Source organism: Saccharopolyspora sp. NPDC045839, assembly GCF_056431645.1.
In genome coordinates, this window is record NZ_JBWKKH010000047.1 from 1 (window position 1) to 18,237 (window position 18,237).

General features: G+C 70.2%; 11 protein-coding genes. 6 read left to right on the forward strand and 5 right to left on the reverse strand.

Annotation, left to right across the window (positions count from 1 at the left end; genetic code table 11):
• Positions 1 to 281 precede the first annotated feature (281 nt).
• Positions 282 to 4,169 carry a tetratricopeptide repeat protein gene (locus AC07EQ_RS39230; protein ID WP_478392884.1) on the forward strand — a complete coding sequence of 1,296 codons (3,888 nt, stop codon included), beginning with the start codon at positions 282 to 284 and terminating at the stop codon, positions 4,167 to 4,169.
• 122 nt (positions 4,170 to 4,291) lie between these two features.
• Here the strand turns inward: AC07EQ_RS39230 and AC07EQ_RS39235 are convergent, their stop codons facing one another.
• Positions 4,292 to 5,704: a lipase maturation factor family protein gene (locus AC07EQ_RS39235; RefSeq protein WP_478392885.1), complete on the reverse strand. Its 1,413-nt coding sequence runs from the start codon at positions 5,702 to 5,704 to the stop codon at positions 4,292 to 4,294.
• A gap of 64 nt (positions 5,705 to 5,768) precedes the next feature.
• On the opposite strand from AC07EQ_RS39235, the gene AC07EQ_RS39240 reads away from it, so the two are divergent.
• Complete coding sequence (locus AC07EQ_RS39240; protein WP_478392886.1) at positions 5,769 to 6,611, forward strand: putative RNA methyltransferase; 843 nt, start codon at positions 5,769 to 5,771, stop codon at positions 6,609 to 6,611.
• A gap of 112 nt (positions 6,612 to 6,723) precedes the next feature.
• Here the strand turns inward: AC07EQ_RS39240 and AC07EQ_RS39245 are convergent, their stop codons facing one another.
• The 3 genes from AC07EQ_RS39245 to AC07EQ_RS39255 all read right to left on the reverse strand — a co-directional run bounded on the left by AC07EQ_RS39245 (position 6,724) and on the right by AC07EQ_RS39255 (position 11,279).
• Positions 6,724 to 8,184, reverse strand: a complete 1,461-nt coding sequence (locus tag AC07EQ_RS39245; RefSeq protein WP_478392887.1) for an aldehyde dehydrogenase (NADP(+)) — start codon at positions 8,182 to 8,184, stop codon at positions 6,724 to 6,726.
• Positions 8,185 to 8,352: 168 nt separating this feature from the next.
• Positions 8,353 to 9,414: a cobalamin-independent methionine synthase II family protein gene (locus tag AC07EQ_RS39250; RefSeq protein ID WP_478392888.1), complete on the reverse strand. Its 1,062-nt coding sequence runs from the start codon at positions 9,412 to 9,414 to the stop codon at positions 8,353 to 8,355.
• 515 nt (positions 9,415 to 9,929) lie between these two features.
• The gene (locus AC07EQ_RS39255) at positions 9,930 to 11,279 is read right to left on the reverse strand and encodes an FAD-dependent oxidoreductase (protein WP_478392889.1); all 1,350 of its coding nucleotides are present in this window, start codon (positions 11,277 to 11,279) and stop codon (positions 9,930 to 9,932) included.
• A gap of 341 nt (positions 11,280 to 11,620) precedes the next feature.
• Here AC07EQ_RS39255 and AC07EQ_RS39260 point away from each other — a divergent pair, with 341 nt between their 5' ends.
• From AC07EQ_RS39260 to AC07EQ_RS39275, 4 genes are all read left to right on the forward strand, one after another.
• Entirely contained in the window at positions 11,621 to 12,427 is an 807-nt protein-coding gene (locus AC07EQ_RS39260; RefSeq protein ID WP_478392890.1) for an SAM-dependent methyltransferase, read from the forward strand.
• Positions 12,428 to 12,441: 14 nt separating this feature from the next.
• Positions 12,442 to 14,547 carry a putative bifunctional diguanylate cyclase/phosphodiesterase gene (locus AC07EQ_RS39265; protein ID WP_478392891.1) on the forward strand — a complete coding sequence of 702 codons (2,106 nt, stop codon included), beginning with the start codon at positions 12,442 to 12,444 and terminating at the stop codon, positions 14,545 to 14,547.
• A gap of 280 nt (positions 14,548 to 14,827) precedes the next feature.
• Entirely contained in the window at positions 14,828 to 16,843 is a 2,016-nt protein-coding gene (thrS, locus tag AC07EQ_RS39270) for a threonine--tRNA ligase (protein WP_478392892.1), read from the forward strand.
• Positions 16,840 to 17,415: an HIT family protein gene (locus AC07EQ_RS39275; RefSeq protein ID WP_478392893.1), complete on the forward strand. Its 576-nt coding sequence runs from the start codon at positions 16,840 to 16,842 to the stop codon at positions 17,413 to 17,415. The genes thrS and AC07EQ_RS39275 overlap by 4 nt, the downstream gene beginning before the upstream one ends.
• A 188-nt stretch (positions 17,416 to 17,603) precedes the next feature.
• Here the strand turns inward: AC07EQ_RS39275 and AC07EQ_RS39280 are convergent, their stop codons facing one another.
• Complete coding sequence (locus AC07EQ_RS39280) at positions 17,604 to 18,131, reverse strand: YceI family protein (protein ID WP_478392894.1); 528 nt, start codon at positions 18,129 to 18,131, stop codon at positions 17,604 to 17,606.
• Between the last annotated feature and the right edge of the window lie 106 nt (positions 18,132 to 18,237).

An 18,237-nucleotide genomic window follows, 5' to 3' on the forward strand; every position in this document is an offset into this window, starting at 1 on the left:
GGAAGCCCACGACTTCATGCACGACGCCTTCCTCCAGCTAGGACACTGCATGATCCTCGCCCGCAAACTCACCCCATTCTGAAACGACCCCTTAGTGTCGTCAGAGCAGCACAAAGTACGCACGGGTCCTGAACCGCACCCGGGCGATGCTGGGCATGGGCAAGCTCGACATCGCGGCCCTGGAGGCCGCCGCCGAGGGCTGACCCCGCCGATCCGCGCATTCCTCCCCCGAAGTGGTGTCCGCTGCTGGCACACTGCCGGTGGCCGACACGAGGTGAGGGATGAGCGAGATTTCCGGGGAAGTGCGCGATCTCGGCGACATCGACCTGCTCCGGCGCCGCTGCGAGTTCGACGCGGCGCAACAGGCCGCCGACGCGGCCCTCGCCTTGGCGGACAGCGCCGAACTGCGCATCCTGCGGGGCCGGGTGGCGCTGGACCGGATCGCCGTCGGAACCGCGTTGATCGAGTTCGAGCGGGCGGTCGAACTCGAGCCGGATTCCGAACGCGCGCACGCCTGGCGCGTCGCCGCGTTGGCACGCGACTACCGCTACGACGAGGCGCTGGAATTCGCCGAATCCGGGATTGAGCGCTTCCCGGACGGCGTGGTCGTCCGTGTGGCGCTCGGACGCCTGCTCGTGGGGATGGAGCGCCCGGACGACGCGATGCGGCACCTGGAGAAGGCACTCGCGATCGCTCCGGATGACGTCAACGCCATCGAATGGCGATGCCTGGCATTGCATGCGGCCGGCGAGCTCGACGCCGCCGTGGCGGCGATGCGCGAAGCACTGCGACGGCTTCCCGACGAGGCGGATCTCCTGGATTCGCTGGCTTACCTGGAGATCGAGCAGCTCAGCTACGAGTCGGGGTTGCGCACCCTGGATCGCGCGCTCGAAGCCGACCCGTGGCACGCGCTCGCGCACGAGCGCAAGATCTCGCTCCTGAGGCTGCTGATCAGGTTCGAGGCGGCCGAACAAGCGGCCGCCGAAGCGCTCGCCCGGCTTCCGCGCTCGCCGGACCTGCTGATCGAGCACGCCCTGATCGCAAGCCGGCGAGGCCAGGACGAACTGGCCGTCGAGCGCATCGAGCGGGCCGTCGCGGTCGCCGCGGGCAACCCGCTCGTCGCGGACTGGCACGCGACGTTCCTCCGGGACGCGAAGCGGACCGAAGACGCCGAAACCGTGCTGGACGCGGCCCTGGCCGTGAACCCGGAATCGCCCCGGCTGCTCCTGGAACTCGCGTGGCTGCGCACCTCCCAGGACCGGCACGATGAGGCGGTCGAGTTGGCGCGGACCGCGGTGCGGATCGATCCGTACCGGACGTACGCCCGCGCCGTGGAGATCGGCGTGCTGCGCGGCGCGGGCCGGTTGGAGGATGCGGAGGAGGCGGCACGGTCCGCACTGCGGCAGTTGCCCTCCGGCGAGGACATCCGGCTCGATTTGGTCAACGTGCTCGGTTCGCAGGGCCGAAACGAGGAGGCGTTGCAGGAGTGCCTCCGCTTCCTGGACGACAACCCGCACAACGTCGACCTGATCTCCGCCAGGTGCAACCTGCTCGACCGGCTGAGTCGCTACGACGAAGAGCTGGCCGCGGCGCAGGACGCGCAGCGCCGGTTCCCCGACGTACCGGCACTGCGCTACCTGGTCGGCCGGATCCACCGGTCCCGGGCGGACTACGACACCGCACTCCAGTGGGTGGAGCGCACTCTCGACGTGGCGCCGGCCCATGTCGACGCACTGGAATCAAGGGCGTTGATCCTCCGCCTGACCAGGCGGTTCGATCAAGCCGAAGAGGCCGCCCGGGCGGGCTTGCGCAAGGTGCCGACCGCCCCCGAACTGCACGAGGAACTGTCCCTGGCCTTGTCCTGCCAGAGCCGGTACGACGACGCGGTCGCTGCGCTGGAGGACGGCCTCAAGGCGTGCGGTGAGACGTGGTACCTGTGCGAGGCGCTGATCGCGGAGTACACCCGGCAGGGTCGTCACGAGGAGGCTCTCCAGACAGCCGATCGCGCCTTGCGGCTGGATCCCGGGAACGTGTCGGCCCTGTTGGAGCGCTTCGACGCACTGATGGAGCTGCGCCGGTTCGACGAGGTCGACGCCCTCGCCGACCGGCTGGCCGCGGAGTTCGGCGAGAACGAGGACGTCATCCGGAAACTCGGTTGGCGGGAGTTGCTCCTCGGCCGTGTCGATGCGGCGATCGAGTTCTTCCGCCGCAACCGCGGCGGCAACAGTCCGATGGTCGCCGTGCAGGACCAGGTCAAGGTGTTGCGCATCGCCGATCGTTACGACGAGGCCGCCGCGTTGCTGCGCGAGGAGTTGGCGCTGGATCCGGATTCCCGGTTCCTCCTGCTGGAACTAAGCCGGACGTTCCGCCAGGCCGGCCGGTTCGAGGACGCCCTTCGGCTGGCACGCCGGGCGCAGCGGGTGGAGCCGCACTCCCGGGTCGCGGTGTGGGACGAGATCATCGCCCTGCAGCGGATGCGCCTGGCCGCGGAGGCCGAAGCGGCCACGCTGGCCGCGATCGAGCGATTCCCCCACGACCTGGACTTCCCGCGGCTGCTGAGCGAGATCTACGCCGACACCAACCGCCCGGACCAGGCACTGTCCTGTTTGGACAAGATTCTGTCGGTCAGCCCGTACAGCTCGGACGCCGTCGTGCTGAAGGCCGGTGTGCTGCGCAAGCAGCGCAGGCATCGCGAAGCGGAGCGCGTCGTGCTCGGTTACCTGCGGCGATATCCCCGTGACCGGTCGTTGCTGGTCGAGCTGGGCTGGATCCAGCTCGCGCAACGGCGGTTCACCGAGGCGGAGAAGCATTTCTCCGGGCTGCTCGACGACGTGTTCAGGCCAGGCGAGCGGATCAACCCGCTCCTGGGCCTGGGCTGGGTGTCGTTGCACGGCAACGACACCCAGAAGGCGCAACGGCATTTCCGGGCGGCGTTGGAGATCGACCCGCGCGACGACGAAATCAGGCTTTCGCTGGCCGCCGCCCTGCTGCGCGATGTGGGAACAGCACAGCACGACGAGGTGGAGCGGTTGTGCCTCGGTGTTCTGGAAGACGACCCGTGCGACGACGAGGCGCATGCGCTGCTGGGCGTGCTGAACTTCCGGCGCGGCGACCACGCCGCCGCCGAGCACCACCTGCGCACCGCCGTCGAACTCGTCCCCGGCGGTGGTCCCATCGTCGACCTCGCCGCGCTGTACAGCCAGCTCGGGCGCTTCGACGAGGCGGAGAAGCTGCTGGACCAGGCCGTCGAGCGGGACTGGTACGACGTGCAGGCGCACGTCGAGCTGGGCAACGTCTACCTCCAGCGGGACGTCGACGGCGGAGAGCCGGGCGAGTGGGCCGGGCAGGCGGCGCAGCAGTTCCGCCAGGCGACGGTCCTGGCTCCGGGCAACGGAACCGCTGCGATCGGGCTGGCCCGCTCGGTGGTGCGGTCCTCCGGCGACCTGGTGAGCGCGGAGGAGCCGCTGCGCTACGCGCTCGACCGGTCGGACTGCGACCTGCCGAAGTGGCGCCTGCAGGTCGAGCTGGCCCGGCTGCTGGTGCAGCGGGGCGACGCGACCGGCGGCGAGGACCTCTACCTGGAGGCGCTGGCGGTCGCCCGCGAGGCGATCGGCTCGGCCTCGGACCAGGCCGAACCGCACTTCGTGGCGGGTGTTGCGGCGTACAAGATCGGGGAGAGCGGAGATGTGCAGCTCTCGTCGCTGCACTTCCGCCGGGCGATGCGCTACCTGCGCCGGGTGGAGGAGTTCGACAGCCGGAACTCCGAGGCGCACCGGGTCCGGGTGCTCGCGCAGCAGCGCATCCGGCGGGCCCGCTCCAGCGTGGTCGGCAGCACCGCGCTGATCACCGTGTCGCTGGTGATGCTGGCCATGCTCTGGAGCGCGTTCTTTCTGCGGTACCAGGTGCCGACCGTGCTGCTCGGGACCTTGACGCCGGTGCTCGTCGCGATGGTGGCGATCGGGTTCCTGCTGCCGCTGCTGGTCCGGCTGAAGCTGCCCGGCGGCCTGGAAGCGGATCTTTCCGCGAGCCTGCACCAGGTTTCCTCCGGCCCGACCGGCGAGGTCACCCTCGGTTCCGGGCGCTACGGGAACCGGCCCAACGAGCAGGCGCGGTCCCGCCCGGCATCGCTGAGCGAAGGTCCGCGCGGCGAGCTCTCCGGCCGCAGCTGACGAAGGGGTCGTTTCAGGAGAGCTCGCCCCGGTCCCCGACAGGTTGGCGATTTCGCGCGTAATCGCCAACCCGCCCTCACGTGGAGCGCCGATTTCGCGCGAAATCGGCGCCCAGCGCACCCCTAAGCCAGGTCTTCCAGCGTCAGCGGTGGGATGAACTCGCCGATGCGGCTGCGGATCCAGAACGCGCCCGTTTCGCGGTGCTCGGCGCGGGTCGCCCAGCGGTAGCGGTAGAACTGCGCCCGGACCAGCCGCGGCGGCGACTCCGGGAACGGGTTGTACCGCAGCAGCCGGAGCACGTGCTCTTCGTTGCGCAGCAACGCTTTCACCAGGTTCGGCAGCCAGGGCCGGCCGTAGCTGGGGGAGATCGCGAGGAACCACATCAGCCAGTCCAGGCGGAGGTGGTACGGCGCCACCTGCGGCGGCCGCCGGTGCGGGTCGCCGGGCTTGCCCTTGAACTCGTACGCCAGCCACTCGCCGCCGGCGTCGGCCGCGCCCTCGATGATCACCTCGTAGCGGGTGCGCGTGACGCTGCCGAAGGCGCCGTAGGTGTTGCCCAGGTGCAGCCTGTTGAAGCTGCGGTTCATCACCTGCCGCCGCCCCAGCATGTTCCGCACCGGCCAGTAGCTGAGCACCACGAACACCACCGTCACGACGAGCACCGCGGCCACGAACCACGGCGGCGGCGCGGTCAGCGGCGGCGGTTCCGGCGTCACCCAGCGCAGCAGCCACGAGCCCATCGCCGAGAAGGCCAGCGTGATGGTCAGCCAGTTCAGCCACGCGAAGTTTCCGCTGAGCATCAGCCAGCCCTGCGTGACCACGACGACCAGCGCGGCCACCGTGGCGGCCGGCTGCGGCGCGAACAGCACGAACGGCACCACCAGCTGCGTGCCGTGGTTGGCCGCGACCTCGACCTTGTGCAGCGGGCGCGGCAGCCCGTGGAACCAGCGGCTGAGCGGGCCGGGCATCGGCTGCGTCTCGTGGTGGTAGTACAGCGCGGTGAAGTCGCGCCAGCAGGAGTCGCCGCGCAGCTTGATCAGCCCGGCGCCGAACTCCAGGCGGAACAGCAGCCAGGTGAGCAGCCACAGCACCGGCGCGGGCGGCGCGAGGGAACCGGGCCCGAGGAAGATCGCCAGGAATCCGGCCTCCAGCAGCAGCGATTCCCAGCCGAAGGAGTACCAGACCTGCCCGACGTTGACGATCGACAGGTACAGCAGCCACAACACCAGCCACAGCACGATCCACACCCACAACGGTGCGAAGTCGACGACCAGCGCCAGCACGCTGCCGGCGATGCCGACCCAGCAGACGCCCGCGAAGAACCGGTCGGAGTAGTGCAGGTGGAAAAGGCTCGGCGCGCCGCGGAACGGCACGCGCGCCAGGAACCGGGGGATCGGCGTGAGGCCGCGTTCGCCCAGCAGGCCCCGGAACTGGCGCAGCGCGCAAGCGAAGGCCACCAGGTATCCGACCGCGAGGAGGTGCTGCACCGCGAACCGCGCGGCCCAGTAGTCGGGAGCCGAGAACCAGTCCCACATCCTCCCCACCATCCCTGCCGGTGGACGGCTCCTAGAATCTCGTACCGACGGTGTGGAGGCGAGCTTGCTGGACGACGTGGTGGCGGTGCTGGCCTGTCCGCACTGCGGTGCGGACCTGAACAGGGCCGGGAACAGCCTGTGCTGCACGGCGAACCATGTGTTCGACATCGCGCGCCAGGGCTACGTGAGCCTGCTGCCGGGCGGGACGAAGGTCGTCGGTGACACGGCGGCGATGGTCGCGGCGCGAGCGGAGTTCCTCGAGGCGGGTCACTACGCGCCGATCGCCGACGCGGTGGCATCGGCGGTGGCCCCGCTCGACGGCTGCGTCGTCGACATCGGCGCCGGTACGGGCTACTACCTCGCCCGGGCCCTGGCGGGTTCGGACCGAGTCGGGGTCGCGCTGGATGTCTCCAAGTTCGCCTGCCGCCGCGCGGCGAAGGCCCACCCGCGCATGGGTGCCGCGGTGGCCGACGCTTGGCGAACGCTGCCGGTGCGCAGCGGCGCGGCGTCGGCGGTGCTGAACGTCTTCGCGCCGCGCAACGCGGCGGAGATGCACCGCGTGCTGCGCCCCGGTGGCCGGCTGGTGGTGGTCGTCCCGAACCCGGGCCACCTCGGTGGCCTGGTGTCGGCGCTCGGCCTGCTGAACGTGGACGAGCGCAAGCAGGAGCGGCTCACCGAACAATTGGCCGACCACTTCGACCTGGTCGAGCAGGAGACGTGCGAGTTCGGCCTGTCGCTGGCGCCGGAAGAGGCGGAGTCGGTGGTGGCGATGGGCCCCAGCGCCTGGCACGCCGACCCCGAAGACCTCCGCGCCCGCATCGCCGCCCTCCCGAAACCCCTCACCCCGACGGCTTCGGTCACCATCGCGTGCTACGAGCGGCGGGTTAACCCGCGCAGATTGGGCTGACACTGGGGTGATTTCGCGCGAAATCGACACTTGTTAAGCGTGCGGAGCGGTGATTTCGCGCGAAATCACCGCTCCGCCCACGCCAGGTGGCGTGCCCGCTCTGCGCGACCGGTTACTTCGGTTCGTGCACGGTTTGCGGGATTCCCCAGGGGTTTTCGTCGCGCAGCGCCTCGGGGAGGAGGTTCTGCGGGACGTTCTGGTACGTCACCGGGCGCAGGAATCGGTCGATCGACGCCGTGCCCACCGAGGTGAAGCGGGCGTCCGTCGTCGCCGGGTACGGGCCGCCGTGCTGCATCGCCGGCGACACCGCCACACCGGTCGGCCAGCCGTTGAACAGCACCCGGCCCGCGCGCTCGCGCAGGCGGCTCACCAGGGTCGCCGCGAACTCCGTGTCGTCCGGCTCGGAGTGCAGCGTCGCCGTGAGGTTGCCCTCGAACGCCTCGGCCGCGCGCCGCGCGTCGTCCTCCGAGGCGTAGGTGACCACAATGGACAGCGGGCCGAAGACTTCCTCGAGCAGCGCCTCGCGATTCGCCAGGAGCGTCTCGACGTCGGTGGCCAGCAGCGTCGGCACTGCGCCGTCGTCCGCGCTGCCTTCCGCCAGCACCCGCACGCCCGGCACCTCGGTGACGGCTGCCCGCCGCCCGCAGTAGCCCTCGTGCAGTCGCTCGTTGAGCAGCTTGTGCGCCGCGACGGTCTTCGACTCCGCCGCCAGCGTCTCGTCCAGGCCGTGGTCGGCGGGCAGGAACAGCAGTCCCGGCTTGGTGCACAGCTGCCCGGCGTTGCCCGAGTACGACGTCACGTAGCCCTTGGCGATCTCCTCGCCGCGGGCGCGCACCGCGCCGGGCGTGACGAACACCGGGTTCAGGCTGCCGAGCTCGCCGAAGAACGGGATCGGCGTCGGCCGCGAGTTGGCGATGTCGAACAGCGCGCGACCCGCCGGGACCGAGCCGGTGAAAGCCGCGGCCTTGATCCGCGGGTCCTGCAGCGCCGCGGTGCCGACCTCGAAGCCCAGCACGACGGCGAACGCACCGTCCGGAGCCCCGGCGGACCGCAAGGCCTCAACGATGATCTCGCCGGTGCGCACGGACAACTGCGGATGCCCGGGGTGGCCCTTGAGCACCACCGGGCAGCCCGCCGCGAGCGCCGACGCCGTGTCGCCGCCGGCGACGGAGAACGCGAACGGGAAGTTGCTCGCCGCGAACACCAGGACCGGGCCGACGGGCTGCAGGATGCGGCGCAGGTCCGGCTTGGCGCCCAACGGGAATCCGGCGTCCGCGCGGTCCAGGGTGGCCTGCAGGTAGCGGCCCTCGTCCAGGACCTCGGCGAACAGCCGCAGCTGGAACGTGGTGCGCTTGAGCTCCCCGGTCAACCGCCCCTCGGACAGGTTGGACTCGGCCATCGCCAGCGGCACCAGCTCGCCGGACGCGGCGTCGAGCGCGTCGGCGATGGTGCGGAGCTGCCGGGCGCGGGCGGCGGGCGGCTGCGCGCCGAAGGCCTCGGCGGCGTCAGCGGCCCGCTGCAGGACGGTGTCGAGTTCGGCTCGGGTGGTGTCCGGGATCTCGGTCGCGGTCAACGTGCCCATCCTTTGCGCGTTGCGAGTGCGGTCACCAACACCGTAGTACGCCCGATAAACGACAGGTCGGACGACGTTCGAAATCACGCACCCAGTGAGGCCGGCTCGCCGTTGAACGGCAGCCGGCCCGCACGCTGCGGCCACGAGTGCATCAAGAGGAGCGGGGCATCACAGGCCGAGGGCCTGGGCGGCCAGCGCGGTTCCCCTCACCCGTGCGTCGATCTTGGCGAAGGCGAGATCGCGAGAGGTGGAGGTGTCATCCGCGAAGGGCGAGAAACCGCAGTCGTCGCAGGTGCCCAGCTGGTCCACCGGGATGTAGCGAGCTGCGAGCAGCACGCGGTCACGCACCTGCTCCGGCGTCTCGGTGACCGGGTCGATCGGGTCGGTCACGCCGACGAACACCCGTATCCCCGGACGCAGTTGGTCGGCGATGATGCGGAGCACGCGTTCGGGGTCGGCCTCGCTCGCCAGCTGGACGTAGAAGTTGCCGACCTGCATGCGGAAGAGCTTGGGCAGCAGGTCCGCGTAGTCCACGTCCAGGCTGTGGGCGGAGTCCTGGTCCCCGCCAGGGCAGGTGTGCACACCGAGCCGGGCGCGTTCGTCCGGCCCGAACCGGCCCAGCACCTCGTTGTTGAAGGCGATGAAGTCGTCGAGCAGTCCGCCCGAAGGGTCCAGCTTGAGCGACAGCCGACCCTCGGTGAAGTCCAGTTGGACGCAGTACGCGCCTGCACCCAGGCAGCCGCGGATGTCGGCCTCGGCCTCGTCTGCGAGGTCGCGGCGAAACGTCTCGCGGGAGTAGTCGCCGATGGGCTCCGCCGGGTAGAGCAAGCTGAGCGCGGACGGTGCGATGACCGCCTGCTTGATCGGGAGGTCGGTGTGGCTCCGGGCGTTGCGCAGGTACGCCTCGGCGTGGGCCTGGTAGCGGAACGGCCCCGAGGTCAGGTGGGGCAATTGCCGGGTGTGCCCGTCGGCGAAGGGGATGACCACGCCGTCCGGGGCGAGGGTGCCGAGTCCGGCGAGCGGGTAGGTGACGAAGCTCGGCTTGCCCTGTTCTCCGTCCACCAGAACGGGGCAGCCCAACGCTTCCAGCTTGGCCAACGTGTCGGCGACGGCCTGCTCCTGCAGTTTCGCCAGTTCTGCGTCGCCTATTCGTCCTTCTGCGTGCTCGGCGATGGCTGTTTGAAGTGCGCGCGGCCGGGGAATGCTGCCAATTGGCTCGGTGGGGATCATGCTTCGGACAATAGGGATGCGAGTTCGGCCGCCCGGGGCGCGCCCGCAAATTTCACTCAATTAGTCGATTCGGATAGTGAATTCCGGCGAAATTGCGGACGTTGTCAAGTCTACGAGCGCCACCCGTTCGGCGGATGTGCGCCGGGTGCCCGGTGCGGGACGGGGCGAGTTGGTCGCAGCCCTGACCGGGCGGCGTCCCCACAGCCGTGCTGCCAGACCTTCCCAGAACGAGGTGTAGTCGTAGGCGGGGAACAGCTTCGGGAGGGCCTCCAGCATGTTGCGCAGATTCCCCACGATGTCGCGTAAGTCTGGCTTCCAGAGCTAAACAAATCGATCTCGCCGAAGACGCGCGGAAGCGATTCGATCGTAACGCGCGCGATGTAGAACTTTTCGAACCGAATCTGCTGGGAAACCAACTCCCCGGTTGTCGCGCCTCGCCATATGAGTGAGCGAAATGAGTGAGGGGCGTGCTTTGCCCACCTGCTCGGCGAAGCACGCCCCTCAGGCCGAAAAGATCACTCGGCGCGGGAGATCTGCACCATCTCCTCGCGCGGCACGACCTTGACGCGCTCGCGGCCCTGGGCCTCGCCCAGCGCCTTCTCGTGCGCGTCCAGGCGGCCCCAGCCCTCCCACGTCGTGTACTCCACGCCGCGCTCTTCGAGCAGCCGCAGGATGCTGTCGTTCGCCGGCTCCTCCGCCTGCGGCATCGTCGGCAGGTCGGCGAGCAGGTTGTTGATCGTCTCCAGCGCGTCGCCCTTGGTGTGGCCGATCAGGCCCACCGGTCCGCGCTTGATCCAGCCGGTCGCGTAGACGCCCGGGATGTGCTCGCCGTCCAGGTCCAGCACCCGGCCGCCGGCGTTGGGCACCGTGCCGGTGCCGTGGTCGAACGGGATGTCCGCCAGCGGCGAGCTCAGGTAGCCGACCGCGCGGTAGACCTGCTGCACCGGGTAGGTCTCGTACTCGCCGGTGCCGCGCACGTTGCCGTCACCGGTGAGCTCCATGACCTCGACCTTGAAGCCCTCGACCCGGTCGGTGCCCTGCACCTCGACCGGCGACCGCAGGAAGTGCAGGTGCAGCCGCCGCGCGGTGTCGTGCTTCGGGTCCCGCAGCGCCCAGTCCTGCAGCGTCTTGACGATCGTCTTCACCTGGTTGTTGGTGCGGATCGCCTCCTCGCTGGCCTCGTCGAGCTCGAAGCCCTCGGGGTGCACGATGATCTCCACGTCGGCCTGGTGGTCGAGCTCGCGCAGTTCCAGCGGGGTGAACTTCGCCTGCGCCGGGCCGCGGCGGGCGAACAGGTGCACGTCGGTGACCCGGGAGTCCTTCAGGCCCGCGTGCACGTTCTCCGGGATCTCGGTGCTCAGCAGGTCGTCGGCCTGCTTCGCCAGCACCCGGGCCACGTCCAGCGCCACGTTGCCGGCGCCGATCACGGCGACCTTCTCGCCGTCCAGCGTCCAGTCGCGCGGGGCCTCCGGGTAGCCGTCGTACCAGTAGACGAAGTCGGCCGCGCCGTAGCTGTGCGGCAGGTCGATGCCCGGGATGCCCAGCGCCCGGTCCTTGTCCGCGCCGGTGGCGAAGATGATCGCGTCGTAGTGGTGGCGCAGGTCGTCCAGCTTGACGTCCACGCCGTAGTCGACGTGCCCGACGAACCGGATCCCGGGCTTCTCCAGCACCCGGTGCAGGGCGCTGACGATGCCCTTGATGCGCGGGTGGTCGGGGGCCACGCCGTAGCGGATCAGGCCGTAGGGCGCGGGCATCCGGTCCAGCAGGTCGATCTCGACCGGCGTCTCGGACTTGGTCAGGATGTCGGCGGCGTACACGCCGGCCGGTCCGGCCCCGACGATCGCTACCCGCAGTGGGCGAGTCATTCAATCTCCTCCTGCGCCCGCTCCGGGCCGAACGGGGGTCGGCCGGATGGCGGCGCTTGCTTGCTGGCCACGACTGGGCCCGGTGGCCGTCCACCAAGACCCCACCAGCTTAGGTATCCCTTACCCCGGATCCCGCGATGCGGACGGTGACAATGGTCATACCGGTTCCGCGGGCCCTGGAGCGGCGACGCTGAGTGCGTGACTAGACGCCCTGCGTGACAGTAGGATCGCCGCTTGATCAAACGCTCCGGTCGCGGCGACGTCGAACTCGAACGTTCCAGATGATCCTGATCACGGCCGTGCCTCGGGGTGCCGGAAGACCGAGCTTGGAGGTCCCGCGGATGCAGCGGCCGGACTGGATACCCGAAGGCGTCGACCTGGAGAAGCCCAGTGCCGCGAGGTGCTACGACTTCTACTTGGGCGGAGCGCACAACTTCGCCGTCGACCGCGAGCTCGGCCGCAAGGTGATGGAGGTCGTGCCCAACGTGCAGGAGGTCGCGGTGAACAACCGCGCGTTCCTGCGCCGCGCGGTCCGGTACTGCCTGGACCAGGGCGTGCGGCAGTTCCTGGACATCGGATCCGGCATCCCCACCGCGGGCAACGTGCACGAGATCGCCCAGGCCGTCGACCCGGGCACCCGCGTGGTCTACGTCGACAACGAGCCGGTCGCCGTCGCGCACAGCCGGTCGATCCTCGGCGACAATAAGAACGCCACGATCGTGCAAGCCGATCTGATCGACGTCGAGGACGTCCTGGACGCGCCGGAGACCCAGCGGCTGCTCGACTTCTCCCAGCCCATCGCGGTCATGATGGTCGCGCTCGTGCACTTCGTCCCGGACAGCAGCAAGCCCCACGAGGTCATCCGCCACTACTACGACCGGTTGCCGGCCGGCAGCTACCTCGGCTTCTCCCACGTCACCGGCGACCACTACCCGGAAGGCGTCCAGGGTCTGGTCGAGCTGTACAAGAGCAGCACCAACCCCGTCACCCTGCGCACCCGCGACGAGGTGGCCGGGATGCTCGACGACTTCGAGCTCGTCGAGCCGGGCGTGGTCTACGTGCCCGACTGGCGCCCCGACACCGCGGACGACGTGTGGGAGAACCCGGCGCGGTCGATCGTCTACGGCGCCGTGGGGCGCAAGGTGTGACCCGGATGCCAGGTATGGGGGGACCGGCGGACGGGCAGCCACGAGCGGACGAAGTGGTCCGGCAGTGGGCCGGCCAGATCATCAACACCAGCTACGTCCCGATGGGCCGCCGCGATCTCGAAGCCTTCCTGGGCAAGTGCTTCGAGGAACTGCTGGGCGCGCTCGACGGCGGCGGGGTGGCGGCCGCGCGCGACGTCGGCGAGCGGCTCGTCGGCGCGCACCTCACCAACTCGATGGCCCTGGCGCGCACGCTGCGGCACCTCGCCGCGGAACTCCCGCAGTTCCGCGAGGCCGAGCCGGCGAGGCTGACCGCAGTGCTCGGCGAGCTGGCCGCCGGGTACGCCGGTGCGCTGCGGGAGCAGACGCTGTGCGAGCAGGAGGTGATCCAGCGCGCCGTCTCCGACGCCCGCGACACGGCGGAGGAGGCGCTGCGCGCCAGCGAGGCGCGCTCGCGGGCAGTGTTCACGGCGTCGGCGCTGGGCATCGCGATCGTCACGCTGGACGGGGTGATCGAGGAGACCAACCCGGCGCTGACGCGGATCTTCCGGCGGCCGGCGGGTGAGCTCGTCGGCGGCACGGTGTACGAGCTGGCCGACGAGGGCTGGCTGATCAAGCTCGCCGACACCGTCGCCAAGCTGGCCACGGGCGACACCGACCAGGACTTCCTGGACATCCGCTTCACCGAGCCCAACGGCTCGCACGTGTGGACCCAGCTGTCCGGGTCGCTGGTCCGCGATGCCCGCGGCGAACCGGACTACCTCGTGCTGCTCTACGAGGACATCACCGACCGGCACATGCTCCAGGAGCACTTCCGCCGGCAGGCCGTCCGGGACCCGCTGACCGGCCTGGGCAACCGCACCAAGCTGGAGTCGAGCCTGGCCGCCGCGCTGGAACCGAACCGCCCGGATCGCCGGGTCGGGCTGTGCTACTTCGACCTCGACGGGTTCAAGGCGGTCAACGACAGCCTCGGCCACCCGATCGGCGACCGGCTGCTGCGGCAGGTCGCGCAGCGCCTCGAAGCGCTGGCCGCCGAGGCCGGTGCCGAAGCGGCGCGGATGGGCGGCGACGAGTTCGTGGTGCTGGTGCCCGACGCGTCCGGGGCCGGGCCGGTGATCGACCTGGTGGAACGCCTGCTGCGGGAGATCACCCGGCCGGTGCTGATCGGCGCGCACGAGCTCCGCGCTTCGGCCAGCGTCGGCGTCGTGGAGCGAGAGGTGGCCGGCACCGACGCCGAGGCGCTGCTGCGGGACGCCGACATCACCCTCTACCGGGCCAAGAGCGACGGCCGCGCGCAGTGGGTGCTGTTCGACCCCGAGCGCAACGCCGAGGCGCGCGACCGGTTCAGGCTCTCGGCGGAGCTGCCCGCGGCCGTGGACCAGAACGAGCTGTTCGTCGAGTACGAGCCGATCTCGGACCTGGCCACCGGGGCGCTGGCGGGCGCCGCCGCGGCCGTGCGCTGGGACCACGCGGAGTTCGGCGAGCTTGGCGACGAGCAGTTCCTCGGGCTGGCCGAGGAGACCGGGCTGATCGTCCGGCTCGGCAGCTGGGCGCTGGAGCAGGTGTGCGAGCACGCGGCGCGCTGGGTGCGGCAGCTCGGCGCGGACGCGCCGGTGCCCACGGTGAACCTGTCGCTGCGGCACTGCCGCGACCCCGAGCTCGTCGCCGACGTGCAGGAGATCCTGCGGCACACCGGGCTGCCGCCGGGCGCGCTGGCGCTGGGGCTGCCGGAGTCGGCCCTGTTCGACCACCAGGGCGACCCGGTCGACACCCTGGAGATCTTCGCCGACATGGGCATCAAGCTGGTGGTCTACGAGTTCGGCGACGACTACGCGCGGCTGGGCCGGCTGCGCGGCCTGCCGCTGGCCGGGGTGCGCATCGACGGGCCGCACCTGGCGAGCCTGGCCGATCCGGACGGCCCGGACCCGCTGGACCGGCACCTGGTCCTCGCCGCGGTCGGCGGCGCGCAGCTGCTGGGGCTGCCGGCGCTCGCCACCGGCGTGCGCACCGAGCTGCAGGCCGACCGGCTGCGCGAGCTCGGCGTCAGCAAGGTCCAGGGCCCCTACGCGGGGGACCGCGCTTCGGCCTTGGAGATCGAGCAGTTCGTCGCGGCGAGGAGCTGAACGTCGCGGGCAGCCTGCTCGGCCGCAGTGGCGTGAACCACGCTCCCTTTTCCGCCACGCGCGCACCTCGCGCCGCCGCGGGTTCTCAGAAGTCGTCCGCGCGGGCAGACGCGTGCCGGGGATCCCACCGCTACCTGCGCCGCTGCGGGGAGCGGCCGAAAACGGGTCGCGACTGGCCGATAGCATCGGTATCCGAAGAGTATCCGCGCCGGTCCGCGGCCGGCCCAGCCTAGGAGTGATCGTGTCCGTACAGCCTTCCCAAGCTCAACAAGCTCTCCGGGTGAAGGTTCCGGCGGGCACTACTGCGGGCGCGGCGGTCGCCGAGGCAGGGCTGCCGTCGAAGGGGCCGGACGCGATCGTGGTGGTCCGCGACGCCGAGGGCGACCTGCGCGACCTCGCGTGGGCGCCGGACGCCGACGTCGAGGTGGAGGCGGTCGCCGCCGACACCGAGGACGGCCGCAGCGTCATCCGGCACTCCGCGGCGCACGTGCTGGCCCAGGCGGTGCAGAACCTCTTCCCCGACGCGAAGCTGGGCATCGGCCCGCCGGTCCGGGACGGCTTCTACTACGACTTCGACGTCGACCGCCCGTTCACCCCGGAAGACCTGCAGGCGCTGGAGAAGCGCATGAAGCAGATCATCAAGTCCGGGCAGAAGTTCTCCCGCCGCCGCCTGGAGTCGGTCGAGGCCGCCAAGGAGGAGCTGGCGAACGAGCCGTACAAGCTGGAGCTGGTGGACATCAAGTCCGATGTGGACACCAGTGAGGTGATGGAGGTCGGCGGCGGCGAGCTGACCGTCTACGACAACATCGACCGGCACGGCGAGGTCGCCTGGGGCGACCTGTGCCGCGGCCCGCACGTGCCGCACACCCGGTTCATCCCGGCGGTCAAGCTGATGCGGGTGGCTGCCGCGTACTGGCGGGGCGACCAGAACAACCAGCAGCTGCAGCGGGTCTACGGCACGGCCTGGGAGTCCAAGGAGAAGCTCGACGAGCACCTGGAGTGGCTGGCCGAGGCCGAGCGCCGCGACCACCGGCGGCTCGGTGCGGAGCTGGACCTGTTCTCGTTCCCGGACGAGATCGGTTCCGGGCTGCCCGTGTTCCACCCCAAGGGCGGCATCATCCGGCGCGAGCTGGAGGACTACTCGCGGAAGCGGCACGAACAGGCCGACTACGAGTTCGTCTACAGCCCGCACATCACCAAGGACACTCTGTTCAAGACCTCCCGGCATCTGGAGTGGTACCGGGACGGCATGTTCCCGGCGATGCACCTCGACGAGGAGCGGGACGCCGACGGCGAGCTGCGCAAGCCCGGCGTCGACTACTACCTCAAGCCGATGAACTGCCCGTTCCACAACCTGATCTACCGCTCGCGCGGGCGCTCCTACCGGGAGCTGCCGCTGCGGCTGTTCGAGTTCGGCTCGGTCTACCGGTACGAGAAGTCCGGGGTGGTGCACGGGCTGACCCGGGTGCGCGGCATGACGCAGGACGACGCGCACATCTACTGCACCCCGGACCAGCTGCAGGACGAGCTGAAGTCGCTGCTGGCCTTCGTGCTGGACCTGCTGCGCGACTACGGCCTGGAGGACTTCTACCTCGAGCTGTCGACCCGCAACGAGGAGAAGTACGTCGGCAGCGACGAGAGCTGGGCGGTGGCCACCGAGGCGCTGCGCACGGCTGCCGAGGACTCCGGACTGGAACTGGTGCCCGACCCGGGCGGTGCGGCCTTCTACGGCCCGAAGATCTCCGTGCAGACCAAGGACGCGCTGGGCCGCAGCTGGCAGATGTCGACCATCCAGGTCGACTACCACCTGCCGGAGCTGTTCAACCTGGAGTACACCGCGCCCGACGGCAGCAAGCAGCGGCCGATCAAGATCCACCGCGCGCTGTTCGGCTCGATCGAGCGGTTCTTCGGCGTGCTGACCGAGCACTACGCGGGTGCCTTCCCGGCCTGGCTGGCGCCGGTGCAGGTGGTCGGCATCCCGATCGCCGACGAGCACGTCGAGCACCTGCAGCGGGTGGCGAAGACGTTGCGCGCCAAGGGAATCCGCATCGACGTCGACACCAGCGACGACCGCATGCAGAAGAAGATCCGCACCCACACCACGCAGAAGGTGCCGTTCCTGCTGCTGGCCGGCGGCAAGGACGTGGAGGCCGACGCGGTGTCGTTCCGGTTCCGCGACGGCAGCCAGATCAACGGCGTGCCGGTGGACGCCGCGGTGGCCGCGCTGGAGGACTGGATCGGGCGCCGCGAGAACGCCTCGCCGACCGCGGAGAACTTCCAGGCGGAGCGGGCGTGAGCGGAGTTCGCGGCCCGGAGGGCGTGGAGCTGACCGAGCAGTCGGGTGTCGGGGTGCCGGACGCGTTGCAGCGGCTGTGGACCCCGCACCGGATGGCCTACATCCAGGGCGAGAACAAGCCGGAAGGCGACGACAGCGACGGCTGCCCGTTCTGCCGGCTGCTCGAGTCGGGGCAGCCGGACGACGAGACGCTGATCGTCGCGCGCGACGAGCTGGTCTTCGCGATCCTCAACCTGTACCCGTACAACCCTGGGCACCTGATGGTGCTGCCGTACCGGCACGTGGCCGACTACACCGAGCTCAGCGCGGCGGAGACGGTGGCGGTCGCGGAGTACACGCAGCGGGCGATGCGGGTGATCCGGCGGGTTTCCGCGCCGCACGGGTTCAACATCGGGCTCAACCAGGGGCCGGTGGCGGGGGCGGGCATCGCTGCGCACCTGCACCAGCACGTGGTGCCCCGCTGGGGCGGCGACTCGAACTTCATGCCGGTCATCGGCCACACGAAGGTGCTGCCGCAGCTGCTCGGCGAGACCCGCCGGCTGCTGGCCACCGCCTGGTCCGAAGTGGACTGAGCCCTGGGTTTCCCGATTTTGCCTAAAATTGGGAAACCCAGCGCACGGACGAAGGCTCCCGATTTTGCCTAAAATTGGGAGCTTCCCGCACGGCCACAGCGAGGTGGGTTCCATTTTGCCTAAAATTGGACGGAGCGAGGGCCCGGGGACGTGTTCCCCGGGCCCTCGTCGTGGTCTTGCGGGCAGGCTCAGCCGCGGAGCCTGGCCTCGATGTCGAGCGTGATGGTGATCTTCTCGCCGACCATCGCGCCGCCGGCCGGGCCGACGCCGAAGTCGGTGCGGTTGAGGACCACCTTGGCCGACAGGCCCAGCAGGCCGTCCTCGGTGAAGCCGCCCAGCTCGGTCTCCAGCGACACGGGCTTGGTGACGCCGTGCAGGGTGAACTCGCCGTCGATCACGAAGTCCTCGCCGTCCTGGCGGACGCCGGTGGAGCGGAAGGTCGCGGTGGGGAACTGCTCCACGTCGAGGAAGTCGGCGTTGCGCACGTGCGCGTCGCGGTCGGCGTTGCCGGTGTCGATCGACGCGGCGTCGATGGTGGCGGTGACGGTCGACTCCAGCGGGTCGGCCGCGGTGACGATCTCGCCCTGGAACGCGCCGAACCGGCCACGGGACTTGCCGACGCCCATGTGCCGCACGGTGAACTGGATGTCCGAGTGCACGGTGTCGATGTCCCAGGTGCCCGCGACGTAGCCGGGGATCTGCGCGGTTGCGGTCATGCTGCCTCCAGGGGTGAACGAGGTGGAAGTCTCGCCCGAAGAACAAGATTGAAAGTTCAATTATTCCGCCTGTGTTCGCCGTCACGGCACCCGGCTGTTCCCGCAC

What these genes read in the sequence shown, in the direction of transcription:
- AC07EQ_RS39235 (WP_478392885.1), bottom strand. Translation starts at nt 5,704, where the DNA reads ATGTGGGACTGGTTCTCGGCTCCCGACTACTGGGCCGCGCGGTTCGCG.
- AC07EQ_RS39255 (WP_478392889.1), bottom strand. Translation starts at nt 11,279, where the DNA reads ATGACTCGCCCACTGCGGGTAGCGATCGTCGGGGCCGGACCGGCCGGC.
- AC07EQ_RS39265 (WP_478392891.1), top strand. Translation starts at nt 12,442, where the DNA reads ATGGGGGGACCGGCGGACGGGCAGCCACGAGCGGACGAAGTGGTCCGG.
- AC07EQ_RS39260 (WP_478392890.1), top strand. Translation starts at nt 11,621, where the DNA reads ATGCAGCGGCCGGACTGGATACCCGAAGGCGTCGACCTGGAGAAGCCC.
- AC07EQ_RS39280 (WP_478392894.1), bottom strand. Translation starts at nt 18,131, where the DNA reads ATGACCGCAACCGCGCAGATCCCCGGCTACGTCGCGGGCACCTGGGAC.
- AC07EQ_RS39250 (WP_478392888.1), bottom strand. Translation starts at nt 9,414, where the DNA reads ATGATCCCCACCGAGCCAATTGGCAGCATTCCCCGGCCGCGCGCACTT.
- AC07EQ_RS39230 (WP_478392884.1), top strand. Translation starts at nt 282, where the DNA reads ATGAGCGAGATTTCCGGGGAAGTGCGCGATCTCGGCGACATCGACCTG.